The sequence below is a fragment of the Pelomonas sp. V22 genome (assembly GCF_030014915.1).
Classification (GTDB): Bacteria; Pseudomonadota; Gammaproteobacteria; order Burkholderiales; family Burkholderiaceae_C; genus JAUASW01.
Genome location: NZ_JAGIXS010000008.1, coordinates 189,814 through 213,461 on the forward strand (window position 1 = coordinate 189,814; position 23,648 = coordinate 213,461).

The 23,648-nt window shown below is 69.8% G+C and carries 19 protein-coding genes; 10 read left to right on the forward strand and 9 right to left on the reverse strand.

The genetic code is table 11. The features are described from left to right. Positions 1-73: 73 nt before the first annotated feature. A complete protein-coding gene (locus J7U46_RS21810; RefSeq protein WP_282829337.1) occupies positions 74-1,342 on the forward strand; it encodes a cytochrome c peroxidase in 1,269 nt (422 codons plus the stop codon). A 140-nt stretch (positions 1,343-1,482) separates the two neighbouring features. Beyond that, on the forward strand, positions 1,483-2,427 hold the full coding sequence (locus J7U46_RS21815; RefSeq protein ID WP_282829339.1) for an alpha/beta hydrolase: 945 nt from the start codon (positions 1,483-1,485) through the stop codon (positions 2,425-2,427). Here J7U46_RS21815 and recG read toward each other — a convergent pair. Together recG and J7U46_RS21825 are read right to left on the reverse strand one after the other, a co-directional pair. Beyond that, on the reverse strand, positions 2,417-4,480 hold the full coding sequence (recG, locus tag J7U46_RS21820) for an ATP-dependent DNA helicase RecG (protein ID WP_282829340.1): 2,064 nt from the start codon (positions 4,478-4,480) through the stop codon (positions 2,417-2,419). The genes J7U46_RS21815 and recG overlap by 11 nt on opposite strands. A 48-nt stretch (positions 4,481-4,528) precedes the next feature. Further along, positions 4,529-4,909 (reverse strand): hypothetical protein, encoded by a 381-nt coding sequence (locus J7U46_RS21825; protein ID WP_282829341.1) that lies wholly within the window; start codon positions 4,907-4,909, stop codon positions 4,529-4,531. A 140-nt stretch (positions 4,910-5,049) separates the two neighbouring features. Here J7U46_RS21825 and queA point away from each other — a divergent pair, with 140 nt between their 5' ends. Together queA and J7U46_RS21835 are read left to right on the forward strand one after the other, a co-directional pair. After that, positions 5,050-6,099, forward strand: coding sequence for a tRNA preQ1(34) S-adenosylmethionine ribosyltransferase-isomerase QueA (gene queA, locus J7U46_RS21830; RefSeq protein WP_282829342.1), 1,050 nt, complete (start codon positions 5,050-5,052; stop codon positions 6,097-6,099). An 8-nt stretch (positions 6,100-6,107) separates the two neighbouring features. Continuing rightward, a complete protein-coding gene (locus tag J7U46_RS21835) occupies positions 6,108-8,417 on the forward strand; it encodes a hybrid sensor histidine kinase/response regulator (protein ID WP_282829343.1) in 2,310 nt (769 codons plus the stop codon). Here J7U46_RS21835 and J7U46_RS21840 read toward each other — a convergent pair. The 4 genes from J7U46_RS21840 to J7U46_RS21855 all read right to left on the reverse strand — a co-directional run bounded on the left by J7U46_RS21840 (position 8,381) and on the right by J7U46_RS21855 (position 11,473). Then, positions 8,381-8,974 (reverse strand): YigZ family protein, encoded by a 594-nt coding sequence (locus J7U46_RS21840; RefSeq protein ID WP_282829344.1) that lies wholly within the window; start codon positions 8,972-8,974, stop codon positions 8,381-8,383. The genes J7U46_RS21835 and J7U46_RS21840 overlap by 37 nt on opposite strands. Positions 8,975-9,011: 37 nt before the next feature. Then, the gene (locus J7U46_RS21845; protein ID WP_282829345.1) at positions 9,012-9,815 is read right to left on the reverse strand and encodes a transporter substrate-binding domain-containing protein; all 804 of its coding nucleotides are present in this window, start codon (positions 9,813-9,815) and stop codon (positions 9,012-9,014) included. A gap of 91 nt (positions 9,816-9,906) precedes the next feature. Next, complete coding sequence (locus tag J7U46_RS21850) at positions 9,907-10,656, reverse strand: transporter substrate-binding domain-containing protein (protein ID WP_282829346.1); 750 nt, start codon at positions 10,654-10,656, stop codon at positions 9,907-9,909. Positions 10,657-10,666: 10 nt separating this feature from the next. Further along, positions 10,667-11,473, reverse strand: a complete 807-nt coding sequence (locus J7U46_RS21855; RefSeq protein ID WP_282829347.1) for a transporter substrate-binding domain-containing protein — start codon at positions 11,471-11,473, stop codon at positions 10,667-10,669. A 64-nt stretch (positions 11,474-11,537) separates the two neighbouring features. Between J7U46_RS21855 and tgt the strand changes: the two genes are divergently transcribed. After that, positions 11,538-12,665: a tRNA guanosine(34) transglycosylase Tgt gene (tgt, locus tag J7U46_RS21860; RefSeq protein ID WP_282829348.1), complete on the forward strand. Its 1,128-nt coding sequence runs from the start codon at positions 11,538-11,540 to the stop codon at positions 12,663-12,665. Between the two features lie 36 nt (positions 12,666-12,701). Further along, the gene (locus tag J7U46_RS21865) at positions 12,702-13,208 is read left to right on the forward strand and encodes a hypothetical protein (RefSeq protein ID WP_282829349.1); all 507 of its coding nucleotides are present in this window, start codon (positions 12,702-12,704) and stop codon (positions 13,206-13,208) included. A 15-nt stretch (positions 13,209-13,223) separates the two neighbouring features. Here J7U46_RS21865 and J7U46_RS21870 read toward each other — a convergent pair whose 3' ends face one another. The 3 genes from J7U46_RS21870 to J7U46_RS21880 are packed head-to-tail and all read right to left on the reverse strand — an operon-like array spanning position 13,224 to position 16,819. Continuing rightward, entirely contained in the window at positions 13,224-13,673 is a 450-nt protein-coding gene (locus J7U46_RS21870) for a hypothetical protein (RefSeq protein ID WP_282829350.1), read from the reverse strand. Continuing rightward, positions 13,667-15,565 carry an MFS transporter gene (locus tag J7U46_RS21875; protein WP_282829351.1) on the reverse strand — a complete coding sequence of 633 codons (1,899 nt, stop codon included), beginning with the start codon at positions 15,563-15,565 and terminating at the stop codon, positions 13,667-13,669. The genes J7U46_RS21870 and J7U46_RS21875 overlap by 7 nt, the downstream gene beginning before the upstream one ends. 6 nt (positions 15,566-15,571) lie before the next feature. Continuing rightward, complete coding sequence (locus J7U46_RS21880) at positions 15,572-16,819, reverse strand: amidohydrolase family protein (protein ID WP_282829352.1); 1,248 nt, start codon at positions 16,817-16,819, stop codon at positions 15,572-15,574. 118 nt (positions 16,820-16,937) lie between these two features. Between J7U46_RS21880 and J7U46_RS21885 the strand changes: the two genes are divergently transcribed. The 4 genes from J7U46_RS21885 to J7U46_RS21900 all read left to right on the forward strand — a co-directional run bounded on the left by J7U46_RS21885 (position 16,938) and on the right by J7U46_RS21900 (position 23,646). Then, entirely contained in the window at positions 16,938-17,690 is a 753-nt protein-coding gene (locus J7U46_RS21885; protein WP_282829353.1) for a helix-turn-helix transcriptional regulator, read from the forward strand. Positions 17,691-17,724: 34 nt separating this feature from the next. Then, complete coding sequence (locus J7U46_RS21890; protein ID WP_282829354.1) at positions 17,725-20,535, forward strand: DUF2339 domain-containing protein; 2,811 nt, start codon at positions 17,725-17,727, stop codon at positions 20,533-20,535. Then, positions 20,532-21,959, forward strand: coding sequence for a DUF3999 family protein (locus J7U46_RS21895; protein ID WP_282829355.1), 1,428 nt, complete (start codon positions 20,532-20,534; stop codon positions 21,957-21,959). The genes J7U46_RS21890 and J7U46_RS21895 overlap by 4 nt, the downstream gene beginning before the upstream one ends. A gap of 100 nt (positions 21,960-22,059) precedes the next feature. After that, positions 22,060-23,646, forward strand: coding sequence for a thioredoxin fold domain-containing protein (locus tag J7U46_RS21900; protein WP_282829356.1), 1,587 nt, complete (start codon positions 22,060-22,062; stop codon positions 23,644-23,646). Positions 23,647-23,648 lie beyond the last annotated feature (2 nt).

Genomic DNA, 23,648 nt, shown 5'->3' on the forward strand with positions numbered 1-23,648 from the left:
ATCTGAATGCTTGATCAAGCCGCCGCGCGTCGAGGCACGGACTTGGGGCGGCAGAGGGTAGCATCGGCCCGCCATGAAATGCAGATCGCACAAACACCAGGGTCGGCCAGCCGGCCTGCAAGTCGGCTTGCTCGCTGGGCTGCTGGCACTGTCGGCCTGCGGCGGTGGAGGCGGCAGCGCCGCGCCCAGCCCGGCGCCATCGCCAGCTCCCGCGCCGGCCCCGACACCGGCACCCGCCCCGCCGCCCGCGCTCAGTGCCTTGGCGCAGCTGGGCGAAGCCGCCTTCAACGACCGCACCCTGTCGGGCTCGGGCCGCATGTCTTGCGCCACCTGCCACGACCCGGCTTTCGCTCATGGCCCACCGAATGCGCTGGCCGTGCAGATTGGCGGCCAGTTCGAGACCGAGTTCGGCCTGCGCTCGTCCCCCTCGATCCGCTACCTGGAGCGCCAGCCGGTCTTCGAGATCAGCACGCTCAGTGGCGGCCTGACCGCCGACGGCCGCGAAGACTCGCTGGCAGCGCAATCGCATGGCGTGCTGTTCAACCTGCGCGAGTTCGACAACGCCAATGCCGATCAGCTGGGCCGGCGCATCCGCGCCTCGGTGATCGCGCCCCGTTTCAATGCCGTGTTCGGCAGCACGGCCGACGCAGCCACCACCGTGGCGCAGTTGGAGCAGGCGCTGCAGGCCTTCCAGCAGGAAGACCCGCGCCTGCATCCCTACGACAGCAAGTTCGACCAGGTGCAGTCCGGCCGCGAGCGTTTTACGGCGCCCGAGCTGCGCGGTCAGCAGGTGTTCCGCGACCCGGCACGCGGCGCCTGCGTCGCCTGCCATGACGACACGCCGGTCGGCGGCAAGCCGCCACTGTTCACCAACTTCGGCTATGCCGCCCTCGGCGTGCCACGCAATGCCAGCATCCCGGCCAACGAGAACCCGGCCTATTTCGACCTCGGCCTCTGCGGCCCGCAGCGCACGGACCTGGCCCAGCGCGACGACCTCTGCGGCCTGTTCCGCACGCCGGGCCTGCGCAACGTGGCGCAGCGGCCCGTGTTCTTTCACAACGGCATCTTCAGCACGCTGGCCCAGGTGCTGGACTTCTACAACACGCGCGACACCCAGCCCGAGCGCTGGTACCCGAGCCAGGCCGGCCAGGTGCGGAAGTTCGACGACCTGCCGCCGCGCTACCGCGCCAACCTCTCGACCAAGGCGCCCTTCAACGGCCACAAGCCCGGTGACAAGCCGCCCATGACCGCGCTGGACCTGCAGGACCTGGAGTGCTTCCTGCGCACGCTCAGCGACGGCCATGTGACCGGCACGCCGCCGGCCAGCAGCCTCTGTCGCTGACCCGCAGGGGCTGCCTGCCGATCGCCCCTGCCATCCGCCATTGATCGCACGCGCTTGCCATTCGTCGCAGGCCGGCGGCTGGCCGGCAGGCGGCCCGGCACAGTCCGCTCCACTGTCAACCCACAGGAGGAGAAAACATCATGCAGAAGACCCCGCTCAAGGCCAGCCTCAAGACCGGTTTCAAGACCCGCGCCCCCTGGTTCATCCTGGCCATCGCCATCATCACCGGCATCAGCAGCGGCCGCAGCCAGGCGGCCACGCCGGAAGCTGCGCCGGCCACCAGCTTCCGCGACCTGCAGGTGCAGGTGGTCGGCACGGGCAAGCCGGTGCTGATGATCCCGGGCCTGAACAGCGCCGCCTCGGTCTGGACCGAGACCTGCGCCGCCCTGCAGCCGCAAGTGCAATGCCACATCGTCCAGCTGCCGGGCTTCGCCGGCGCCAAGCCGGTGCAGAAGGAGCAATGGCTGAGCACGATGCGCGACGAGCTGCTGGCCTATGTGGACGACAAGAAACTGGCACAGCCGGTGGTGATGGGTCACAGCCTCGGCGGCGCCCTGGCCCTGATGCTGGGCAGCGAGGCGCCAACGCGCTTCGAGCGCCTGGTGATCGTCGATTCCCTGGCCTTCATGGGCGCGGCGCGCGACCCGAATGCCACGGAAGCGAGCGTCAAGCCCATGCTGCAGGCCATGCGTCAGCAGATGCTGGCGGCCAGCGAAGAGCAAAGCGCCAACCAGATCCGCATGATGGCGCCCGGCATGACGCGCAGCACCAAGGGTGCCGAGCGCATCACCGAATGGGGCCTGGCCAGCGACCGAGCCACGACAGCTCAATCGATGACCGAGCTGTGGGGCACGGACCTGCGCCCCGCCCTCAAGAAGATCCAGGTGCCGACGCTGCTGCTCGGCTCCTGGGCCGCCTACCAGCCCATGGGCGCCACCAAGGAAAGCACGCGCCAGATCTTTGAAACCCAGTACGCCAACCTGAAAGGCGTGGACATCAAGCTGAGCGAAGCCGGCTACCACTTCCTGATGTGGGACGACGCCGACTGGCTCATCAAGGAAGTCAAAAACTTCATCAAGCTTTGAGGAACTCGGCCTTGCCGCCCAGCCAGCGTTCGACCTGGCGGCGGGCCGCTTCCGGATGCTCATCCAAGAGGCGCGGTGCCAGGGCCCGCGCCGCTTTCAATAGCGGCGCGTCTTCCTGCAGGTCGGCAAAGCGCAAGAGCTCGGCACCGCTCTGACGCGTGCCCATGAACTCACCGGGCCCGCGGATGTCGAGATCGCGGCGCGCGATCTCGAAACCGTCGGTGGTCTCGGCCATGGCCTTGAGCCGCGACTTGCCGGTGTCCGACAAGGGCCCGGTGTAGAGCAGCACGCAGACGCTGGCCACCGCGCCCCGGCCCACGCGGCCGCGGAGCTGGTGCAGCTGTGAGAGGCCGAAGCGCTCGGCATGCTCCACCACCATCAGGCTCGCGTTCGGCACATCGACGCCGACCTCGATCACCGTGGTCGCCACCAGCACCTTCGTCGCACCTTCGCTGAACTGCGCCATCACGGCGGCCTTCTCGCCCGGCGGCATGCGGCCGTGCAAGAGGCCCACCGGTTGGCCGGCCAGCGCCGCCGAGAGCTCGGCATGCGTGTCGGTCGCGTTCTTCAGGTCCAGCGCCTCCGATTCCTCGATCAGCGGGCAGACCCAGTAGACCTGCCGCCCCTGCTCCACCGCATCGCGGATCTTGGCGATCACCTCGTCGCGCTTGGCGTCGCCGAACACCTTGGTGACGATGGGGCTGCGGCCGGGCGGCAGCTCGTCGATGGTGCTCACGTCGAGGTCGGCGAAGTAGGTCATCGCCAGCGTCCGCGGTATCGGCGTGGCGCTCATCATCAAGAGATGCGGCTCCAGCGCCTGCGAGGCGAGCTTCTTGCGCAAGGCCAGGCGCTGGGCCACGCCGAAGCGGTGCTGCTCGTCGACCACCGCGAGGCCCAGCTTGGCGAACGAGACCTTGTCCTCGATCACCGCATGCGTGCCCACCACCAGGTTGGCCTCGCCAGAAGCCACGGCGTCCAGCATCTTCTGGCGCGCCTTGCCCTTGACCGAGCCGGTCAGCCAGGCCACCTGGATACCGAGCGGCTCCAGCCAGGCGATCAGCTTGCGGAAATGCTGCTCGGCGAGGATTTCGGTCGGCGCCATCAGCGCGCATTGCCAGCCGGCGTCCATGCAGACTGCCGCCGCCAGCGCCGCCACCACGGTCTTGCCCGAGCCCACGTCGCCCTGCAGCAGGCGGTGCATGGGCTGCGGCAGTGCCAGGTCTTGCGCCACCTCCTCGACCACACGCTGCTGCGCGCCTGTGAGCTGGAAAGGCAGATGGCGCAGCAGTTGCTCGGGCAGGCCTTCGCGGCGCGCGCGCAGGGCCGGCGCCTTCAGGTGGGCGCGCTCGCGCTGGGCCTTGAGCTGGCTCAGCTGCTGGGCCAGGAGCTCCTCGAACTTGAGCCGCTGCCAGGCTGGGTGCGTGTGGTCCTCCAGCGTGCTCAGCGGCACGCGCGGCGGTGGGTGGTGCAGGAAATGCAGCGCCTCGCGCAGCGCCGGCAGCTGCGGCGGCACGGTGCGGGGGGGCAGCAGCTCTTCCAGCGGCGCGCGCTTCAGCGACGCCTCGATGGCTTTGCGCAGATAGCTCTGCGGCAGGCCCGCGCCGGCCGGGTAGACGGGGGTCAGGGCTTGCGCCAGCGGCGTGTCATCGTCCACCGCCTTGACCACCGGATGCACCATCTCGCGCCCGAAAAAGCCGCCCCGCAGCTCGCCACGCACGCGCAGCCGCTGGCCTTGCGCCATCTGCTTCTGCTGGGACGGATAAAAGTTCAGGAAGCGCAGCAGCAGCTCGCCACTCTCGTCTTCTATGGTCACGAGCAGCTGGCGCCGGCCACGCAGCTCGATGCGCGAGGCGATCACCTCACCCTCGCACTGCACCGTGTCGCCCTCGCGTGCCGCGGCTATGCGCGTCAGCTGGGTTTCGTCCTCGTAGCGCAGCGGCAAGTGCAGGGCCAGGTCGATGTCGCGGACGAGGCCCAGCCGCTCCATGGCCTTGCGCGGCGCGGACTTGGGCTTGCTGGCGGTGGCGCTGACAGATGCGGGAGCCTCGGGCATGGGCGGATTCTCGCCGCAGCGCGGGCGGCCCGAGAGCGCCCTGCCGACTCAGACCGGCGCCGGCGTACCTGCCATCCGGTCATGCTTGCGAAAGTAGCGCCGGGCCGCAGCAAGCAACTGGCCGTCGCTGGGCTTGTCCACCGGCTCGAAGCCGACGATGTGCTCCTGCAGCGACGGCCGGTGCTTGACGACGTAGTGACGGAAATCGCTGAGGCTGGTGCTGTTGCCGCACACCAGGACCTCGGCAATGCCCTCCAGCGCGGTGCAGACCTCGGCATAGAACTCGTGCTCGGTGCGAACCGCGCTGCCGTGTCTGCGCGAATGCTGGGAACGGGCCTTGATCTTCTCGCTCTCGACGTGGCTGTCGTCGAACTGATGGACCTCGGCCTGCTGGTGATCGAGCCAGGCGACGGCGTGGAACAGCGACATGGAATCTCCTTGCTGAGTGGGTCGATAGGTCCATGCTCTCACCGGGCGGGGCGGGTTTCCTTGAGCAGGCTCAAGCAGCCTGCGCATGGGAGAATCGCGGCCCAACCCCATTGGTACGGGTCCGTCCGGCCCTCAATCCCATGTCCCTGCCCCGCTCCTACACGGTCGCCGATTTCGATTTCGAGCTGCCGCCTGAACTGATTGCCCAGCATCCGGCGGCCGAGCGCAGTGGCTCGCGCCTTCTCGATGGCCGCACGGCCGAGCCGGTGGATCGCGTGTTCCGCGATCTGCCCAGTCTGCTGAATCCCGGCGACCTGCTGGTCTTCAACGACACGCAGGTGATCAAGGCCCGGCTCTACGGCCACAAGGCCAGTGGCGGCGCGGTCGAGGCACTGGTCGAGCGCGTGCTGCCGGGCACGCACGAGGTCTGGGCCCATGTGCGCGCCAGCAAGTCTCCGAAGCCGGGTTCGACGGTCCGGTTTGCCGAGGCCTTCGACGCCGAGGTGCTGGGCCGCTGCGGGCCGGACAACGGCATGTTCCACCTGCGCTTCTCGGCCGATCCGTTCCAGCTGCTCGAAGCCCATGGGCATGTGCCGCTGCCGCCCTACATCGAGCATGAGGACTCGGCCGATGATGTGCGGCGTTATCAGACCGTCTTTGCCCGCAACCCAGGTGCCGTGGCGGCACCGACCGCCGCCCTGCATTTCGATGAAGGCGTGCTGGCGGCCCTGGCCGCGCGCGGCGTGCAGACCGCCAGCGTGACTCTGCATGTTGGCGCCGGCACCTTCCAGCCGGTGCGGGTGGAGAGCATCGCCGATCACAAGATGCACAGCGAGTGGTTCGAGGTGCCGGCCGCCACGGTCGAGGCGATTGCCGCCACGCGTGCTGCCGGCGGCCGCGTGATCTCGGTGGGCACCACGAGCCTGCGGGCGTTGGAGTCGGCGGCACGCGGCGGCACGCTGCAGGCCGGCGCCAGCGAGACCGAGATCTTCATCACGCCGGGCTTCCAGTTCCGCGTGGTGGACGGCCTCTTGACCAACTTCCATCTGCCCAAGAGCACGCTGATGATGCTGGTCAGCGCGTTGGCCGGCTACGACACCGTGCGCAGGCTGTATCGCCACGCGATCGCCGAGCGCTACCGCTTCTTCAGCTACGGCGACGCGATGCTGCTGAGCCGCCGCAGCGACTGAAGCCCGCCATGCGTGCCTGGCTGTTCGCCCTGCTGCTGTGCCTGGCCTTGCCGGCTGGGGCTCAGCATGAGGCGGTGACCCGGTTGACGCTGGCCGAGTTCGCCACCAGCGTCGACGGCCCCTGGAAGACCGTGCAACTGCCCGACAGCTGGGTGCAGCGCGGGCTCGCGACCGGCAGCCGCGGTATCTACCGCTTCGAGTTCGAGCTGCAGGCGCGGCCGCAGCTGCCCTGGGCGCTGTGGGCCGAGCGGCTGTCCAACGCCCATGAGCTGTGGATCAACGGCCAGCACCTGAGCGGCGACCTGGGCCAGGACGCGCTGCAGCAGCGCGGCCGCATGCAGACGCTGTGGATAGGCATCCCGCCGATGATGCTGAGGCCCGGCATCAACACGCTGGAGCTGCGCGTGGACAACGGCCCGCGCGCCGGCCTCTCGGTGCTGAACCTGGGGCCGGCCGACGAGATGGCCGGCCAGTTCGAGCGCGCCGAGATGATGTGGGCCGACCTGCCGCGCTGGCTCAACATCGGCGGCGCCGCGCTGTCGGCCTTCATGCTCCTGATCTGGTGGCGGCGTCGTTCCGAGGTGGCCATCGGCTGCGTGGGCGCGCTGTGGCTGCTGTCCTCGGTGCGCAACTACAGCTACTTCACGCACAACCCGATGAACAGCCATGCGTTCGCGGACTGGCTGTACTTCACTTCGTTTGCCGTCTCCACCCTGCTGCTGGGCGAGCTGGTCATGGCCCTGGCCAACCGGCAGCTGCGCTGGTGGCGCCGCCTGCTGTACGCCACGGCTGTGGGGCTGCCGGTGCTGGCCGCCGTGCTGTTGCCCTGGAACCTGCTGCAGTGGATGCGCGCCTGGTCCTTCCCGCTGATGCTGGCCGTCTCGCTGCCGGCCCTGCCGCTGGTGCTGCGCCACGGGCGCGACCAGGGCTGGCAGTCCTACCGCGCCTTTGCCGTGGGCCTGGCCCTGACCCTGGCCGCCAGCGTGCACGACTACTTCTATCACCAGGGCTACACCTCGGTGATGGACCGCTACTGGATGCCCATGCTGATGCCGGTGGTGCTGGGCCTGTTCGGCTGGACCCTGATCACCCGGATGATCAATGCCATGGCCGAGGTGCAGCAGCTCAACAGCGACCTGGAGCTGCGCGTGGCCCAGCGCACGCGGGCCCTCGAGCTGGCCAACGCGGCCAAGAGCCGCTTCCTCTCCAGCGCCAGCCACGACCTGCGCCAGCCGGTGGTGGCCATCGGCCTGTCGGTGGGCCTGCTGCGCGAGCAGATCGAGGCGGTGCCGCAGCGCCGCATGCTGGACCAGATCATCGAGGCCGTAGGCTCGCTGGAGCGCCTGCTGATCGGCCTGCTGGACCTCTCGCGGCTGGATGCCGGCACCACGCGCACCTCGGTGCAGCCGCTGCGCCTGCAGCCGATCTTCGACGCCATCGCGGTGCACGAGGCCGACCACGCGCGCAGCCGCGGCCTGCGCCTGCGCTTCCGGCCGACCGATCTCGCCGTCCGCTCCGACCCCGTGCTGCTGGAGCAGATCCTGCGCAACCTGGTCAGCAACGGGCTGCGCTACACGCGCTGGGGCGGTGTGCTGGTGGCGGCGCGCCGGCGTCAGGGCGGCGTGCTGCTGCAGGTCTGGGACACCGGCGTGGGCATCGCCCCGGGCGACCAGGCAGTGATCTTTGAAGAGTTCGTGCAGGTCGACAACCCGGCCCGCCAGCGCCGGCCCGAAGGCGGCATGGGCCTCGGCCTCGCCATCGTGCGGCGCAGTGCCACGCTGCTGGAGCATCGCCTGAGCCTCAGCTCGCGGCTGGGCTCGGGCAGCTGCTTCAGCCTGTGGCTGCCTTGCGCCGGCCCCGTGCAGACGCCGGCCCCGCCCAAGCCCGAGCCGCTGCCGCTCAGTCTGGTGGGCATGCGGGTGCTGCTGGTCGAGGACGACGACGCGGTGCGCGCCAGCCTGAAGGCGCGGCTGCAGGCCTGGGGCGCCACGGTGCTGGCCTACGACAGCGGCCAGCACCTGCTGGCCGCCGTACCCCACGACCCCGAGAAAGCGGGCTTGTTTGCCGACCTCTTGATCAGCGACCAGCGGCTGCCCGACATCACCGGCATCGCCCTGGTGCAGGCCGCGCGCGAGCGCTGCGGCTACCTGCCTGCCCTCCTGATCACCGGCGACACGGCCCCCGAACAACTGGCCAAGCTGCAAGCCAGCGGCGTGCCTGTGCTGCACAAGCCCTTCCGCGCCGAGGCGCTGATGGCGGCGCTGGAGCGCCTGCTGGCGCCTCAGCCGTCCGACTTGAGCCAGCCGACCCGGCCCTGAGTGGCCTCGTTCAGCCGCGCCACGAAGCTGGCGGCCGTCGGCTCCGGCAGGCTGAAGCTGAACTCCACCTGCGTGCCATGCAGCACCTCGCCCAGCTGGGCCCGCGCCAGCTCCAGCTCGCGCCGCATCAGGCCCTCCTGCGCATAGGGCAAGGTGCAGCGCAGCAGTGCCTGCTTCACCAGCGGAATCTTCTCGGCCGTCAGCAGCGCCTGGGCCACGGCATCGGTGTAGGCCCGCACCAGGCCGCCGGCGCCGAGGCGGATGCCGCCCCAATAGCGCACCACGGTGGCCAGCACCAGCTCCAGGTCTTGATGGCGCAGCACCTCCAGCATCGGGCGGCCGGCCGTGCCGCCGGGCTCGCCATCGTCATTGGCGGCCGACTGACCGCCGGCCAGCAAGGCCCAGCAGACATGGGCGGCGCCAGGATGCTGCTCGCGCAAGGCCGCCACCCGGACCAGCGCCGCCTCGCGGCCCGCACAGGGCTCCACGCAGCCGATGAAGCGGCTCTTCTTGATGATCAGTTCGCTGTGGACGGGAGCGGCAAGGCAGGCGGGCATGGGCGCGATTGTCGGCCCAGGCCCTCCTTCTCCTTCATCACTCGTCGAGCCTGACGCGGCGGGCCAGCGCCTCGCCCATGTGGCGCCGCAGGATGGCGTCGACGCTGCCATCGCGGCGCATCGCCTTGAAGGCCTGCTGAAGCTGCTGATGGTCGGCCGGGTTGACGCTGTCGCGCGCCACCAGGAGGCCCACACGCACATCGTCCTGCGGCGCCCAGTCCTGCAGGCTCATCTCGGCCAGCCAGGGGTAGAGGTCGGTGCGCAAGCTGCCGGGCGTGATGAACATCAGCTCCGCGCGACGCGCCTTGAACGTGCGCAGGGCCGAGGCGTAGTCGGCCACCTCATGCACACGGCCCTGGGCGCGCAGCGTCACGATCCAGCCGTCGATCTGCGGGCCATGGCGATTGGCACGCACCACCACCGCCCGCAGCCGAGGGTCGGCCAGGAAGGCCTCGGGGCCGTTCACGCGCTCGGCCAGGTCTTTCTGCAGCAGCGCATGGTTGCGCGCCTGGGCATAGGGCCAGATCTCGCCCAGCCGGGCCCGCTCCGGCGTGACGATGATGGACGTGGCGAGGGCGATGCCCTGCTTGGTGAACTGGTCCCAGATGCGGGCCGGCGACTCCAGGCTGACGTTCAGCGCGCAACCACTGCGCCGGGCCAACTGCTCGACCAGGTCATGGTCCACGCCCACAGGCCGGCCCGCGGCATCGCGGTAGGCGGCACGTCCATGCTCGACGATGCCCACCTGGTAGGGACCGCAAGCCAGCGCGCCAGCGCCCGGCAGGGCGCACAGCATCAGGGCCAAGGCCCGGAAGGCGAGGCGTCGGCGAAAGGCCGGCATGTGCCGCTCCTTGCTCGTCTGGATCAACCGCCCGCTGAGCGGGTTCTGGCTGAAGCTCCCTGCGGCCGAGTGTAGACCGCTGCCGCCACGGCTAGCCGGGCAGCCCGTAGCTGCGCCTGAGCTTGTCCAGCAGACCACTGCGGCGCACTTGCTCCAGCGCACGTTGCAAGGCCTCGGCCTGCGCCGGCAGGCTCTCGAGGCGCAGGCCGAAGCAGTAGTCGGTCGAGGCATCGAGCACGGCCACCTCGCGAACGCGTTCGGGCGGCTCCTGCAGCTGGCGCAGCTGCCAGTAGAGGTTGATGTCGCCGATCACCAGCAGCTCCATGCGGCCGGCCAGCAGCTTGCGCACGCTGGCCTCGTAGCTGGGCGAAACCTCCAGCTCCTTGCCAGGCTTGAGTCCATCGGCCAGCAGCTGCTCCAGCGTGGCCGTGCCGGCCGTGGCACCGAGACGCAGGCCCTCAAGCTGGCGGAAGCCTCGCCAGCGGATGTCGCTTCGGCCGGCCAGTGCGTAGACAGCCACCCGGCGCGGCAGCATCGGACCGACCCAGCGAAAGCGCTGCTCGCGTTCGGGCAGACGGGCCAGCGGGAACAGCAGGCTGTCGGGCGTTTCCAGGAAGGACTTCTCGGCGCGCAGTCGCGGCTGCAGGGCCAGCTCCAGGTTCATGCCGGCCAGGGCGGCCATCTCCTTCAGCAGCTCAACGGCCAGGCCGCTGGGCTTGCCGTCCTGCTCGAAGGCCAGCGGAGGCAGCGCGTGACCGAAAGCCGACAGCTGCGGACGGGCAGCCCGCGCAGCCAGCGGCAGCGCGGCGGCGAGAGCAAGCAGGGGGCGGCGGCTCAGCATTCCGATCGGCTCACCGCTCCGCCTCGCCTTCGAGCAGGTGGATGGCCTGGGCCAGCTTGTCGCCCAGATGGCGGCGCACGATGGCGTCCAGGCCACCGTCACGGCGCATGGCCAGCAGCGCGGCGCGCAAGCGCGTGCGATCGGCCTCGCTGACCCGCTCGCGGGAGATCGCCAGCGCAGCGACCACGCGCTCCGCGGGCGCCCAGACGGCCGTCTCGTAGCTCCTGAAGTCAGGATCCTGCTGGCGCAGCAGAGCCAGGCTGGTGGCGCCTATCAGCAGGGCGTCGGCGCGGCCGGCCTTGAAGGCACGGATCGCGCTGGGCTGGTCGGGTGCCTCGACGATGCGGCCCTGCTGCCTCAACGGCGCCAGCAGGGCCTCCATCTGCGGGCCATCGCGGGCCGATCGCACCATCAGCAGTCGGCGCGTCGGGTCGGCCAGAAAGGCCTCGGCCGTGGCCGGCACGGCGCGGTACTGCAGCAGCACGACCCGGCGCGACTGCAGATAGGGCAGCATCTCGAACTGCCGTTCACGCTCGAGGGTGATCAGGGCGGAGACCGTCAGGTCGAGACCGCCCGAGGCCATCAGCGCCCAGGTACGGGCGCGTGACTCCAGCGTCGTCTCGAAACGGCAGCCCGTGCGCCGCGCGAGCTCCTCGACCAGGTCCTTGTCGATGCCACGGTACTGGCCGTCGGCCTCCCGGTGATAGAGCGATGCGTATTCGTAGAAGGCCAGGCGGTAAGGCCCGCAGGCCTCGGCGACGGTGGGCAACAGGCCCAGGCAGCACAGGCCGATTCGCAAGGAGCGCAGCAGGGACATCGCCGGGAACCTCATTGCGGCCCAGTGTAGGCGCGCGGCGAGGGCTGCGACAATCCGGCCCATCATGCTGAAGTTCGACCTGCTCAAGACCGAAGGCCGCGCCCGCCGCGGCACGCTCACCCTCAACCACGGCGTCGTGCAGACGCCGATCTTCATGCCGGTGGGCACCTATGGCACGGTCAAGGGCGTGATGCCGCGCTCGCTGGAGGAGATGGGCGCCCAGATCATCCTCGGCAACACCTTCCACCTGTGGATGCGGCCCGGCCTCGACATCATGAAGCAGTTCGGCGGCCTGCATCGCTTCGAGAGCTGGGACAAGCCCATCCTCACGGACAGCGGCGGCTTCCAGGTCTGGTCGCTCGGCGACATGCGCAAGATCAGCGAGGAAGGCGTCAAGTTCGCCTCGCCGGTCAATGGCGACAAGCTCTTCCTCACGCCCGAGATCTCGATGCAGATCCAGACCGTGCTGAACAGCGACATCGTCATGCAGTTCGACGAATGCACGCCCTACGAAAGCAAGGGCAAGCTGACCACCGAGCGCGAGGCCCGCGCCTCGATGGAAATGAGCCTGCGCTGGGCCAAGCGCTGCCAGGACGAATTCGAGAAGCTGCAGAACCCCAATGCGCTGTTCGGCATCGTGCAGGGCGGCATGTTCGAGAACCTGCGCGACCATTCGCTGGCCGGCCTTGCCGCGCTCGACCTGCCCGGCTATGCCATCGGCGGCCTCTCGGTCGGCGAGCCCAAGGAAGACATGCTGCGCGTGCTCGACCACATCGGCCACCAGCTGCCGGCCAACAAGCCGCGCTACCTGATGGGCGTGGGCACGCCGGAAGACCTGGTGGAAGGTGTGCGCCAGGGCATCGACATGTTCGACTGCGTGATGCCCACCCGCAATGCGCGCAACGGCCATCTGTTCACCCGCTTCGGCGACCTGCGCCTGCGCAATGCCCGCTACAAGACCGACGAGCGGCCGGTGGACGAAACCTGCACTTGCTACTGCTGCAAGAGTTTCAGCCGCGCCTACCTGCACCACCTCGACCGCTGCGGCGAGATGCTGGGCCCGATGCTGACCAGCATCCACAACCTGCACTACTTCCTCAACCTGATGAAGGAGCAGCGCGAGGCGCTGGATGCGGGCGGGCTCGATGCCTGGCGGCTGCAGTTCCACGCGGACCGCGCGCGCGGGGTGTAATCCGGCAGGGGTATTGCGGCGAGGCATGATCGCGACATGTTGAAGACGCTGCTCAAGCCGCTGCGCTGGGCCTTCCGCCTCGTCCTGGCCCTGCTGATCCTGTTCGAGGAATGGGGCTGGGCGCCGCTGCAGCGGGCGATGGCCTGGCTTGGCCAGTTGCCGGTGCTGCGCCAGCTGGAGGCCTTGATCAAGCGGCTGCCGCCCTATGCGGCTCTGGTGGTCTTCTTCCTGCCGGGGCTGCTGCTCCTGCCGGTCAAGCTGTTTGCGGTCTGGCTGATCAGCCTGGGCCGCGCCGGCCTCGGCCTCGCGGTCATCGTGCTGGCCAAGGTCATCGGCACAGCCATCGTCGCGCGCCTCTTTGCGTTGACCCAGCCGGCCCTGATGAGCCTGCCCTGGTTCGCCCGGCTCTATGCGCGTTGGACCACCTGGAAAGAGGGCCTGCTCGCCTGGGTGCGCGCGAGCAGCGCCTGGCGCCTGGCGCGGGCGATACGCCTGCGGGTGCGGCGGGCGCTGAAGCGGATGTTTGCCTCAGGCGCGGCCTGAGACCCGCCGGCGCGATCAGCGCAGCTCGACTTCGCGGAGCAGGCGCTCCTTGCCGTGCATGTAGCCGCCTTGGGCGGCCACCATGATCTCGCGCTCGTAGAAGCGCAGCAGCACCGGCCTCGGCAAGGGAGCGCGCAGCCGGTCGATGACGCGCTGCTGTGCGGCGACGTCGAGCAGGCCATAGGCGATCAGCTCGACACGGTTCTTGCGTGGATTGAAGTACAGCCTAGGACGCTCGGGTGAGCCGAGCTCGGCACGCCGTGTCGGGCAGAGGTCGGGATCACAGGCGCGCTCGGACACCTCGCGCGCCACGGCATGGTCCGCCGTGTTGACCTTGCCGGCCATGATCACCGCCTCCGCGCCTTTGAGCAGCCCCCAGGCCACCAGCATGGAAAGCCCCAGCAGCAGCACGCCCCGGCGCAGACCACGGACGGCCGCGCGGCGATGCTCACCCGCGCTCAGCACGGCCTATCCAGCAGGTCTTGCACCCTGGCCTGCAGCAGTTCCGGCGACACCTCGCTCGCCACCAGCGGCGCGCTGGCCACCAGGCCCACGCGGCTCCACAGCCCACGCCTGAAGGGCCTGACCATGGCTTCGCCGCGCTCGATGCGCGAGAAGAACGAACCCCAGAGGTCGGTCAGGGCCAGGGGCACGACCGGCAGGGTCTCGCGGCCTTCCAGCAGCTTCATCACGCCGCCCTTGAACGGTTGCAGCTGGCCGTCGCGCGTGATGCCGCCTTCCGGGAAGATGCACAGCAGCTCGCCGTCGTCCAGCACGGCACGGGCCTGGGCGAAGGCGGCCTCGTAGGTGGCGGGGTCTTCCTTCTGCGGCGCGATGGGGATGGCTTTGCCGAGCTTGAACAGCCAGCCCAAGAGCGGCAGGGCAAAGATGCGGTGGTCCATCAGGAAGCGGATCGGCCTCGGAGAAGCGGCCATCACCAGCACCGCGTCGATGAAGCTCACATGGTTGCAGACCAGCACGGCCGCGCCCTTGGTGGGGATGTGCTCGTCGCCCGTGACCTTGAAGCGGTAGACCAGGCGCGAGACCACGAAGGCCACGAAGCGCAGGAGGTACTCGGGCACGATCAGGAAGATGTAGGCCGCCACCACTGCATTCGCGAGGCCCACGACCAGGAACAGCTGCGGGATCGTCAGGCCCTGGCCCAGCAGCGCGCCCGCCAGCAGCGAGCTGGCGATCATGAAGATCGCGTTCAGGATGTTGTTGGCCGCGATGATGCGGGCCCGGTGCGAGGGCTGGGCGCGCAGCTGTATCAGCGCATACATGGGCACGCTGTAGAGGCCGGCGAACAGGGCCAGCAGGCACAGGTCGGCCAGCACGCGCCAGTGCGCGTGATCGGCCAGGAACTGCGCCAGCGTCAGCGAGGAAGCGGGCGCCAGGCCACGCGAGGCAAAGTACAGGTCGATGGCGAAGACGCTCATGCCGATGGCGCCCAGCGGCACCGGGCCGATCTCCACATGGCGGCGCGAGATCAGCTCGCACAGCAGCGAGCCCACGCCTATGCCCACCGAGAACACCACCAGGAGGAGTGAGGCCACCTGCTCGTCGCCATGCAGCACGTCCTTGGCGAAGGCCGGGAAGTTGGACAGGAAGACCGCGCCGAAGAACCACATCCAGGAGATGCCCAGCAGCGAGCGGAACACGGCCAGCTGCTCATGGGCCAGCTTCAGGTTGCGCCAGGTCTCGCTGACCGGGTTCCAGTTGATCTTGAGCCCGGGGTCGGCGGCGGGGCTGGCCGGTATGGCTTGAGCGCTGAGCCGGCCCAACACGGCGAGACCCAGGCAGGCGATGGCCACATGCTGCGCGCCCACCCCTGGCGTGGCGATCAGCAGGCCGCCCGCCACATTGCCGAGCAGGATGGCCACGAAGGTGCCCATCTCGACCATGCCGTTGCCGCCGGTCAGCTCGCGCTCGCTGAGCTGCTGCGGCAGGTAGGCGTACTTGACCGGGCCGAACAGCGTGGAGTGCAGGCCCATCAGCAGCACACAGGCCAGCAGGGCCGGCACGTTCACCGCGAAGAAGCCCCAGGCAGCGATGGCCATGATGGCAATCTCCAGCGACTTGATGAAGCGGATCAGGCGCGTCTTGTCGTGCTTGTCGGCGAGCTGGCCGCTGGTGGCCGAGAACAGCACATAGGGCAGGATGAAGACCGCCCCAATCACCATGCCGGCCTGGGCGCGCGGCAGCCATTCCACGCTCAGCTGGTAGGTCACCAGCACGGTGAAGGCGAACTTGAAGAGGTTGTCGTTCGCCGCACCGAGGAACTGGGTCCAGAAGAACGGCGCGAAACGGCGCTGGCCCAGCAGGGCGAACTGGTTGCTGTGGGGGGCTTGGTTCATGGGGCCTCAGGATACGGCTTGAAAGTGACGACGGGTAGCAAACACCTCGGGCCGCAAGACCTGGCCCTGCCAGCGCACGACACGTTTTAGCGCCAGGTCGAACAGCAGCGGGTTGTGCTCGCGGATCTGCTCCAGCGGCGCGTGGTCGGACTCGGCCAGCAAGCCGGCCTTCACGAGGCCGCCCAGTCGGTACAGCGGCCCTACGCCGGGCAGCGGGTAGTCCGAGCCATGCAGCAGCCGGCCATGCCAGTCCTGCCGGGCCAGCACCGTGTGCCAGACCTCCGGGCGCCGGTTGAACTGAAACAGGGCCGATACATCTCCGAGCAGCAAGCCCTGCCAGGCCGGCTCGTCCATCAGGCGCGCAAACAGCGAGAAGGCGCTGACCAGGCGCGGCCGCGCCTGGTCCAGGTCCAGCGCGTCGCCGAGCGAGGCGCAATGCGCCATGATGACCCGCACGCCATGCGACAGCGGCAGTCGGGCCAGCAGCGGATTGCCCAGCTCGTCGCGGCCGGCGCCGGGCACGGCTTTCTCCTCGCCGCAATGAATGATCAGCGGCAGGCGCCCGGCCGCGAGGCGGTCGTAGAAGGGGCGCAAACGGGCATCGCGCAGGTCGATGTTCATGCTGCTCGGCAGCCACTTCAGCGCCACCGCGCCGCCGCGGATGGCGGCATCGAGCCGGGCCAGCGCGTCCTCGCGGTAGGGATGGATAGAACAGACCCAGGCAAAGCGCTGTGGCGTGGCGGCGGCCACGCGGGCGGCATGGCGGTCGGGCACATGGAAGCTGGTCCATTCGGGGCGGGCCTGGCCCTCGCCATCCAGCGCTTCATCGAAGGCATAGAGCAGCCAGCGCGCGCCTGCCGGGAAGTCGGCGGCCAGCTGCTGCAGGCGCTGCACATAGGCCTGGTCCACGCTCACCGCATCGGGCGGCACGCAGGCGCCGGCCAGGATGACTTTGCGGCGCAGGCTCTCCACCGGATGCCACCACTGCGTCATGCGCGCATCGATGCGGCAGCCCGAGCCCGAGTCGCCGGTGCCGAGCAGGTGGGCGTGTACATCCCACAGTTCCCGCGCGTCCAGGCCCTGCCAGCAACGCTGCAACAGCGGGTGCTCGCGCAGTGGGGTGGGCAGCGTGCCTCGGCAGGGGTTGATCAGGCTGCTCGCGCGGGCCGTGCCGGCCAGGCCCGTGAGGGCGCTGAACAGGCCGGCGGCTGCCGCGCCGCCGCAGCACATCAGGTGGTGTCTTCTCGTCTGCATCGCAGGGCTCTCCTTGATGGAGCGCGATGCTCGCGGCGGGGCTGGCCGGCAGGGCCGCTCTTTTGCGGCTGTAGCAAACACCGAGGTGGGCGGTATCGTTTTACGCTACCGTCGCGCCATGCCAAGCACCCAGACCCTGGTGGACCTGATCAAGGCCGAGCTCAAGATCGCCGGCCTCAGCTATGCGCAGCTGGCGGCCGAACTCGGCCTGTCGGAATCCAGCGTGAAGCGCATGTTCGCCAGCGGCGGCGAGATGCCGCTGTCGCGCGTGGACGAGATCTGCCGCGCCTTGAAGACCGACTTTGCCGAGCTCTCGCGCAAGGTCGCGGCTGCCGAGCCGCTGCGGCGCGAGCTCACGCTGGCGCAGGAGAAGGCCGTGGTGGCCGATGCCAAGCTGCTCCTGATGGCGATCTGCTGCCTGAGCCAGTGGACCTTCGAGCAGATCGTGGCCAGCTATGTGATCAGCGAGGCCGAGGCCACGCGCTACCTCGCACAGCTGGACCGCCTGGGCATCATCGAGCTGCGGCCGCTGAATCGTTACAAGCTGCAAGTGGCCAAGACCTTCCGCTGGCGGCCGCAGGGGCCGGTGATGAACTTCTTCCGCGAGTCGGTGATGCTGGATTTCTTCTCGGGCGGCTTCGACGGCGACGGCGATCTGCTGATGCTGGTCCATGGCCAGCTGAGCCCGGCGATGGCGCGCGAGCTGGCGGCACGGCTGCAGCAGGTGGCCGAGGATTTTGCGCGTCAGCACCTGCTGGACCAGAAGCTGCCCGAGGCCGAGAAGCGCCCCTACACGCTGGTGCTGGGCATGCGCTCCTGGCTGTTCGAGCACTTCCGCCATCTGCAGCGTGCGGCGAAGATGCGGCGCTGAGACCCACAAGACAACACAAGCAGGGAGAGACTCGATGGCATGGATATGGGGATTGGCCGGCTTCATGCTGGCCTGGTTCATCAAGGGCCTGTTCGGCAGCACCGAGGGCGCGCTGGCCGTGCTGGCTGCGGTCGGTGCAGGCTTGCTGGGGCGCTTGCAGCTGCGGGTCACCGCGCTGCAAAAGGAGGTGGAGGCGCTGAAGAAGGAGCCGCGCGCGGCGAGGGTCCCGCCCGAGGCGACGATGCAGCGTCCACCCGAGGCGCTGCCGGTGCCCGTGCCTGCTGCAGTGCCGGCATCGGTGCCGATGCCGCAGCCCCAGTCCGAGCCCGAAGCCGCCCTCGCCCAGGCCCACAACGAAGGCGACACCGGCCCCGACACAGTGCCCATGCCACTGCCCTCGGCGCCAGCACCCGCCCCGCGGCCACGGCCCGCGCCCCGGGTCGATGAGCAGGAGCATCTGCCCAGCATCACCAGCTCGCTCGGCGCCTCGCTGCAGGCCTGGCTGCGCGGCGGCAACACCATCGTGCGGGCGGCCGTGCTGATCCTCTTCATCGGCGTGGCCTTCCTGCTGCGCTATGCGTCCGAGCATGTCACGGTGCCGATCGAGGTTCGCCTGGCCGGTGTGGTGCTGGGCGGCGTTATCCTGACCGGCCTCGGCCTGCGCCTGACGCCGAATCGGCGCGGCTATGGCCTCAGCCTGCAGGGCGCGGGCCTCGGCATCGTCTACCTGGCCTTGTTCGCGGCCTACCGGCTCTACCAGCTGCTGCCGTCCGGCCTCAGCTTCGGCCTGCTCGCGGCCATGGCCGTGATCACCACGGTGCTGGCCCTGCGCCAGGACGCGCTGCCGCTGGCCGTGCTGGGTTTTGGCGGCGCCTTCCTCGCGCCGGTGCTCACCTCCACCGGCCAGGGCAGCCATGTGGCCCTGTTCGGCTACTACCTGCTCTTGAATCTGGCCATCGCGGCGATTGCGCGCCGCAAGGCCTGGAAGCTGCTCAACCTGGAGGGCTTTCTGTTCACCTTTGGCATCGCCTCAGCATGGGGCTTGCGCGGCTACGGCGATGAGAAGTTCTGGAGCGTCGAGCCCTTCCTGATCGCGCACTTCCTGCTCTACCTGTTCATCACCGTGCAGTACGCGCTGCGGCTCACCGAGGAGCGCGCCGCGCCCGGCCTGCCCCTGGTCGATGGCGGCCTGCTGTTCGGCACGCCCATCGTCGCCTTCGGCCTGCAGGCCGGCATGCTGAAGGGGCAGCCCCTGGCCCTCGCGTTCAGCGCGGCGGCCCTGGCCGGGCTCTACCTGTTCCTCGGCCAGCTGCTGTGGCGGCGCGTCGGTGAGCGCCTGGTCCTGCTGATCGAAGGCCTGGCGGCGCTCGGCCTCGTGTTCCTTGCGCTGGTCATGCCGCTGGCCCTCGACGCTCGCTGGACCGGCGCCGCCTGGGCCCTGCAGGGCCTCGGCGTGCTGTGGGTGGCGCTGCGCCAGCGCCGCTGGTGGGCGGCCGGCCTTGCGCTGCTGCTGCAGTGGCTGGCCTGCTTGAGCTTCTGGTCAACGGCCGGTTTCAGCGGCGGCCACTGGCTGTTCCTCAACAGCGGCTTCCTGGCCTTGCTGCTGCCGGTGCTGGCGGCCCTCTGCAGCGCGCAGCTGTTGCAGCGGGCCCGGCAAGGCGACGAGACCTTGCCGCCGCCGCTGGGAACGCCCATGCCCGAGGTGCTGATGCTGACCCTCGGCCTCGGGCAGCTCTGGGCCGGCGGCATCGCCGAGCTCTTGCACTGGCAGCAGCAGACGCTGGATGAAGCCAGCCTGGTAGCGCTGTGGTCGGCCGCGCTGGCGGGCGCAGCCGAGCTGCTGCGCCGGCGCCTCGCCTGGCCGGCCCTGCTGGGCGCGGCGCGGGTGCTGATGCTCCCGGCCCTGCTGGCCTCGCTGACCGGCTGGCTTGTTGGCTGGTCTTTCGACTCGGGCTGGCATCGCTATGCGGCGAGCTGGGGCTGGGCCGAGGCGGTGGGTCTCTTGCTGCTGGGCGGCTGGATGCTGCGAAAGCGTCGCAGCGCGGAGGACTCGGCCGGCCCGGCCGCCGGCGCCGAGCAGATCGCGCTGGCCTGGTTCGCGGTCATCCATGGCGGCAGCTGGCTCTACAGCCTGGCCGCCCATGCGGTGGCCCGCCACGAGGGCTGGACACCCGCGGCCGCCATCCTGCTGCCCACGCTGCTCTGCCTCGCCTTGCTCGCCCGCATCGATCCGCCACGCTGGCCGCTGCTGGATGAGCGCTGGCTCACGCTCTACCGCCGCGCGCTGCTGCGCCCCTGGGCCGCGCTGCTGGTGCTGTGGGTGCTCGGAGTCAACCTGGTCTGCGATGCACGGATGGCGCCGCTGTCCTACCTGCCGCTGCTGAACCCGCTGGACCTGGGCCATGGCCTCGCCCTGCTCTATGCGCTGAAGCTGGGCCGCGAGACGGGCAACGCCGCGCCGCGCTGGCTGCTGCCGGGCCTCGTGTTCTGGTGGCTGAACTCGCTGCTGGTGCGCAGCCTGCACCACTGGGGCGGCGCGCCGCTGTGGCTGGATGGCGCGCTGTCCTCCGGCCTCGTGCTGACCGGCCTGACCGTGCTGTGGACCCTCACCGCCCTGGTGCTGATGAGCTGGGCCACACGCCGTGCCGCGCCAGCGCAGGCGCGGCCCATCTGGATGGTGGGCGCGGTGCTGCTGGGCGCTGTCGTGCTGAAGCTTTTCCTGGTCGACCTGTCCAGCCTGTCCAGCCTGATGCGCATCGTCTCCTTCATGGCGGTGGGCCTCCTGATGCTGGTGATCGGCTATGTCGCGCCGCTGCCGCCGGCGGCGCAGAAGGAGGCCGCATGAAGCGCCTGATGCTGGCGGCGCTGGCCCTGCTGTTTGCGGGGTCAGGTCTTGCCGCCGATCCAGAACGGCCTGAGTCGCGGCCCGAGTCCTTCTCGGCCGTGGCGCCCTTGCAGCTGAAGCCGGGCGAAGCGCTGCAACGTCTCGCCCTGCCCTGGTCCGTGTTGCAGGCCTCGCGCAGCAGCGGCCTCGCCGATGTGCGCATCTTTGATGCCGAAGGCCGCGCGGTGCCGCAGGCCTGGGCCCTGCCGGTCACGGCCAGCGAACAGCAGCGCGACGTCGCCCTGCCGGTGTTTGCCTGGCCTGAATCAGGCGCCACCGGGAGCACCGACGGCGCACCGGTACGGCTGCAGCTCAGCAGCGAAGGCAGGCTCCTCAGCCTGCAACTGCCGGCCGCCCGCGCGCCCGCCCCCACCGCCGATGGCCGCGCCCGCCAATGGCTGCTGGACCTGAGCGCCCTGCAGGGCCTGAAAGACGAGCGCGCCCTCGCCCTGCAGTTCGACTGGCCGAGCAGCGCCAAGGGCCTCGCCAGGGCCGTCCAGATCGAGCGCAGCGACGATGGCCAGCAATGGAGTGCCAGCGGCCAGGGACTGCTGCTCGAACTACCGGCCGCCAATCCACCCCGCATCGACCGCATCGAATGGGCCTCGAGCGCGCCGCTGCCGCGCTACCTGCGCCTGCGCTTCGACGATCCCATCGCCCTGAAGAGCGCACAGCTGCTGCTCAGCCGGCGCCTCGTCACGACAACGCCGCTGCAGCAACAGAGCCTGCGCTTCGAGCCGGTGGCCGGCGAGCCCGCGCAATGGCAGCTCGACCTGCAAGGCCGGATCGCGCCCCAGGCCCTCGCCCTGCAACTGCCCGAGGGCAACCAGCTGCTGAGGCTGCGCCTCGAGCAGCGCAATGCCGAGAGCGAAGCCTGGCGGCCGGTGGCCCACTTCGTGGCCTGGCGCATGCAGCGCGGCGGCGTCGATGGGCGCTCGCCCGCCCAGCCGCTGGCCGCCGAGCCCGCACGCTACTGGCGCCTGGTGGCCGAGGCGCCCACGGCGCTGCAAGGCCAGGCCCTGCCCGCGCTGTGGCAGTGGCAGCCGCCGCAGCTGGTGCTGCTGGCCCAGGGCCAGGGCAGCAGCGGGTTCCGCCTGGCGGTCGGCCGCAGCGGCCTGGCGTCGGCGTCGGTCTCGACCTTGGCCGGCCTGATGCCGGGCTACCGGCCGGGCGACGAATACAAGCTGCCCGAGGCCAGCCTGGGCGCCTTGCAGGCCCAGGCCGAGCCCGGCTTGCAGCAGCGCCTCGCCGACCCCGACCCGGCCACGCGCCGCCGCTGGGCGCTGTGGGCCGTGCTGATCGCCGCCGTCGCCGGCCTCGCCTGGATGGCGCGCGGCCTGCTGGGGCAGCTCGGCAAGCCGCCGCGCGCACCAGGCGGCGAATAAGCAAAGCAATACCCTGTCTAAGCGGGGTCTCGCCGCTGGCCTGACAATCCGCGCCAGATCCACCGTTGACGCCAGCGGCCCTGCCGGCTGCTGCCACCGCATGAACTCTTTCTCGATCGCCCGCCCCACCCTGCTCGCCTGCAGCCTGGCCCTGGCCCTGCTGAGCCTCGGCGCCCTGCCAAGCCCGGCGCTTGCCGCCAGCGCAACGACCAGCACGGCCACCGTGGCCTGGCAGCCGGCGGCCGCCGATGCCGACATCGAGAAGGCCTTCACCCAGGCGCGCAGCGAGAAGAAGCCGGTGCTGCTGTACTGGGGCGCCAAGTGGTGCCCGCCCTGCAACCAGCTGAAGGCCACGCTGTTCAACCGGGCCGATTTCATCGAGCAGTCCAAGGCCTTCGTGGCCGTGCACATCGACGGCGACCTGCCCGGTGCACAGAAGCTCGGCAGCCGCTTCAAGGTGCGTGGCTATCCGACGATGATCTTGTTCAACCCCGAGGGCAGCGAGATCACCCGCCTGCCCGGCGAGGCCGATGCCGCGCAGGTGATGAAGGTGCTGCAGCTGGGTTTGGCCGGTGGCCGCCCGGTCAAGACCGTGCTGGCCGAGGCCCGCGCGGGCAAGAAGCTCAGCGCCAATGAATGGAAGATGCTGGGCTTCTACTCCTGGGAGACGGACGAACAGCAGCTGGTGCCGGCCATCGAGCGCCCGGGACTGCTCGCCCAGCTGGCCGTGGCCAGCAATGGCGTCGATGCCGAGACCACCACGCGCCTGTGGCTCAAGGCCCTGGCCGCCAGCGACGAAGGCAAGGGCCTGAAGCCCGATGCCGCGCTGCGCGAGCGCGTGGCCAAGGTGCTGGCCAGCCCGGCCGAAAGCCGCGCCCAGGCCGATGTGCTGACCAATGGCGCCGACGACATCGCCAAGACCCTCGCGCCCGAACCGGGTGCGGAACGCAGCAAGCTGCTGGCCGCCTTCGAACCAGCACTCAAGCGCCTGGAGAACGACGCCGCGCTGTCGCGCATGGACCGGCTGATGGCCATCACCGCCCGCGTGAAGCTGGCGCGCCTGGACCAGCCCAAGACCGAGGTGCATCCCAAGATCCCGGCGCCGCTCTTGAAGGAAGCGCAGGCCCACGCGGCCCGCAATGACCGCGAGATCACCGACGGCTACGAACGCCAGGCCGTGATCACCGAGACCGCCTACATGCTGGGCCAGGCCGGTCTCTGGCAAGACAGCGACGCGCTGCTGAAGAGCAGCCTCGCCAAGAGCCATTCGCCTTACTACCTGATGAGCCAACTGGGCGGCAATGCCCGCAAGCAGGGCCGCACCGAGGAAGCGCTGCGCTGGTACGAGGAGGCCTTCAACAAGAGCGAGGGCCCGGCCACGCGCCTGCAATGGGGCTCGAACTACTTCACCGCCCTCGTGGAGCTGACGCCCAATGACGCCGCCCGCATCGAGAAGATCGCCACCCAGCTGTTCAAGGAAGCTGGCGAGGACAAGGGCTCCTTCCACGAGCGCAGCGCCCGCTCGCTGAAGAAGGTCGGCACCCTGCTGGTCAACTGGAACGTGATGGGCCAATACGACCCCGTGCTGGCGCGCCTGAAGGGCCAGCTGGACGGCGTTTGCGCCAAGGTCGAGGCGGCGGACCGCACCAACTGCAGCAGCGTGCTGAAGGCCAGCGTCAAGGGCTGATC

Coding starts and splice junctions, on each gene's coding strand:
- J7U46_RS21875 (WP_282829351.1), bottom strand. CDS start 15,565: ATGAACCAAGCCCCCCACAGCAACCAGTTCGCCCTGCTGGGCCAGCGC.
- J7U46_RS21850 (WP_282829346.1), bottom strand. CDS start 10,656: ATGCTGAGCCGCCGCCCCCTGCTTGCTCTCGCCGCCGCGCTGCCGCTG.
- J7U46_RS21815 (WP_282829339.1), top strand. CDS start 1,483: ATGCAGAAGACCCCGCTCAAGGCCAGCCTCAAGACCGGTTTCAAGACC.
- tgt (WP_282829348.1), top strand. CDS start 11,538: ATGCTGAAGTTCGACCTGCTCAAGACCGAAGGCCGCGCCCGCCGCGGC.
- J7U46_RS21840 (WP_282829344.1), bottom strand. CDS start 8,974: ATGCCCGCCTGCCTTGCCGCTCCCGTCCACAGCGAACTGATCATCAAG.
- J7U46_RS21900 (WP_282829356.1), top strand. CDS start 22,060: ATGAACTCTTTCTCGATCGCCCGCCCCACCCTGCTCGCCTGCAGCCTG.
- J7U46_RS21810 (WP_282829337.1), top strand. CDS start 74: ATGAAATGCAGATCGCACAAACACCAGGGTCGGCCAGCCGGCCTGCAA.
- J7U46_RS21835 (WP_282829343.1), top strand. CDS start 6,108: ATGCGTGCCTGGCTGTTCGCCCTGCTGCTGTGCCTGGCCTTGCCGGCT.
- J7U46_RS21880 (WP_282829352.1), bottom strand. CDS start 16,819: ATGCAGACGAGAAGACACCACCTGATGTGCTGCGGCGGCGCGGCAGCC.
- J7U46_RS21865 (WP_282829349.1), top strand. CDS start 12,702: ATGTTGAAGACGCTGCTCAAGCCGCTGCGCTGGGCCTTCCGCCTCGTC.
- J7U46_RS21895 (WP_282829355.1), top strand. CDS start 20,532: ATGAAGCGCCTGATGCTGGCGGCGCTGGCCCTGCTGTTTGCGGGGTCA.
- recG (WP_282829340.1), bottom strand. CDS start 4,480: ATGCCCGAGGCTCCCGCATCTGTCAGCGCCACCGCCAGCAAGCCCAAG.
- J7U46_RS21845 (WP_282829345.1), bottom strand. CDS start 9,815: ATGCCGGCCTTTCGCCGACGCCTCGCCTTCCGGGCCTTGGCCCTGATG.
- J7U46_RS21885 (WP_282829353.1), top strand. CDS start 16,938: ATGCCAAGCACCCAGACCCTGGTGGACCTGATCAAGGCCGAGCTCAAG.
- J7U46_RS21890 (WP_282829354.1), top strand. CDS start 17,725: ATGGCATGGATATGGGGATTGGCCGGCTTCATGCTGGCCTGGTTCATC.
- J7U46_RS21825 (WP_282829341.1), bottom strand. CDS start 4,909: ATGTCGCTGTTCCACGCCGTCGCCTGGCTCGATCACCAGCAGGCCGAG.
- queA (WP_282829342.1), top strand. CDS start 5,050: ATGTCCCTGCCCCGCTCCTACACGGTCGCCGATTTCGATTTCGAGCTG.
- J7U46_RS21855 (WP_282829347.1), bottom strand. CDS start 11,473: ATGTCCCTGCTGCGCTCCTTGCGAATCGGCCTGTGCTGCCTGGGCCTG.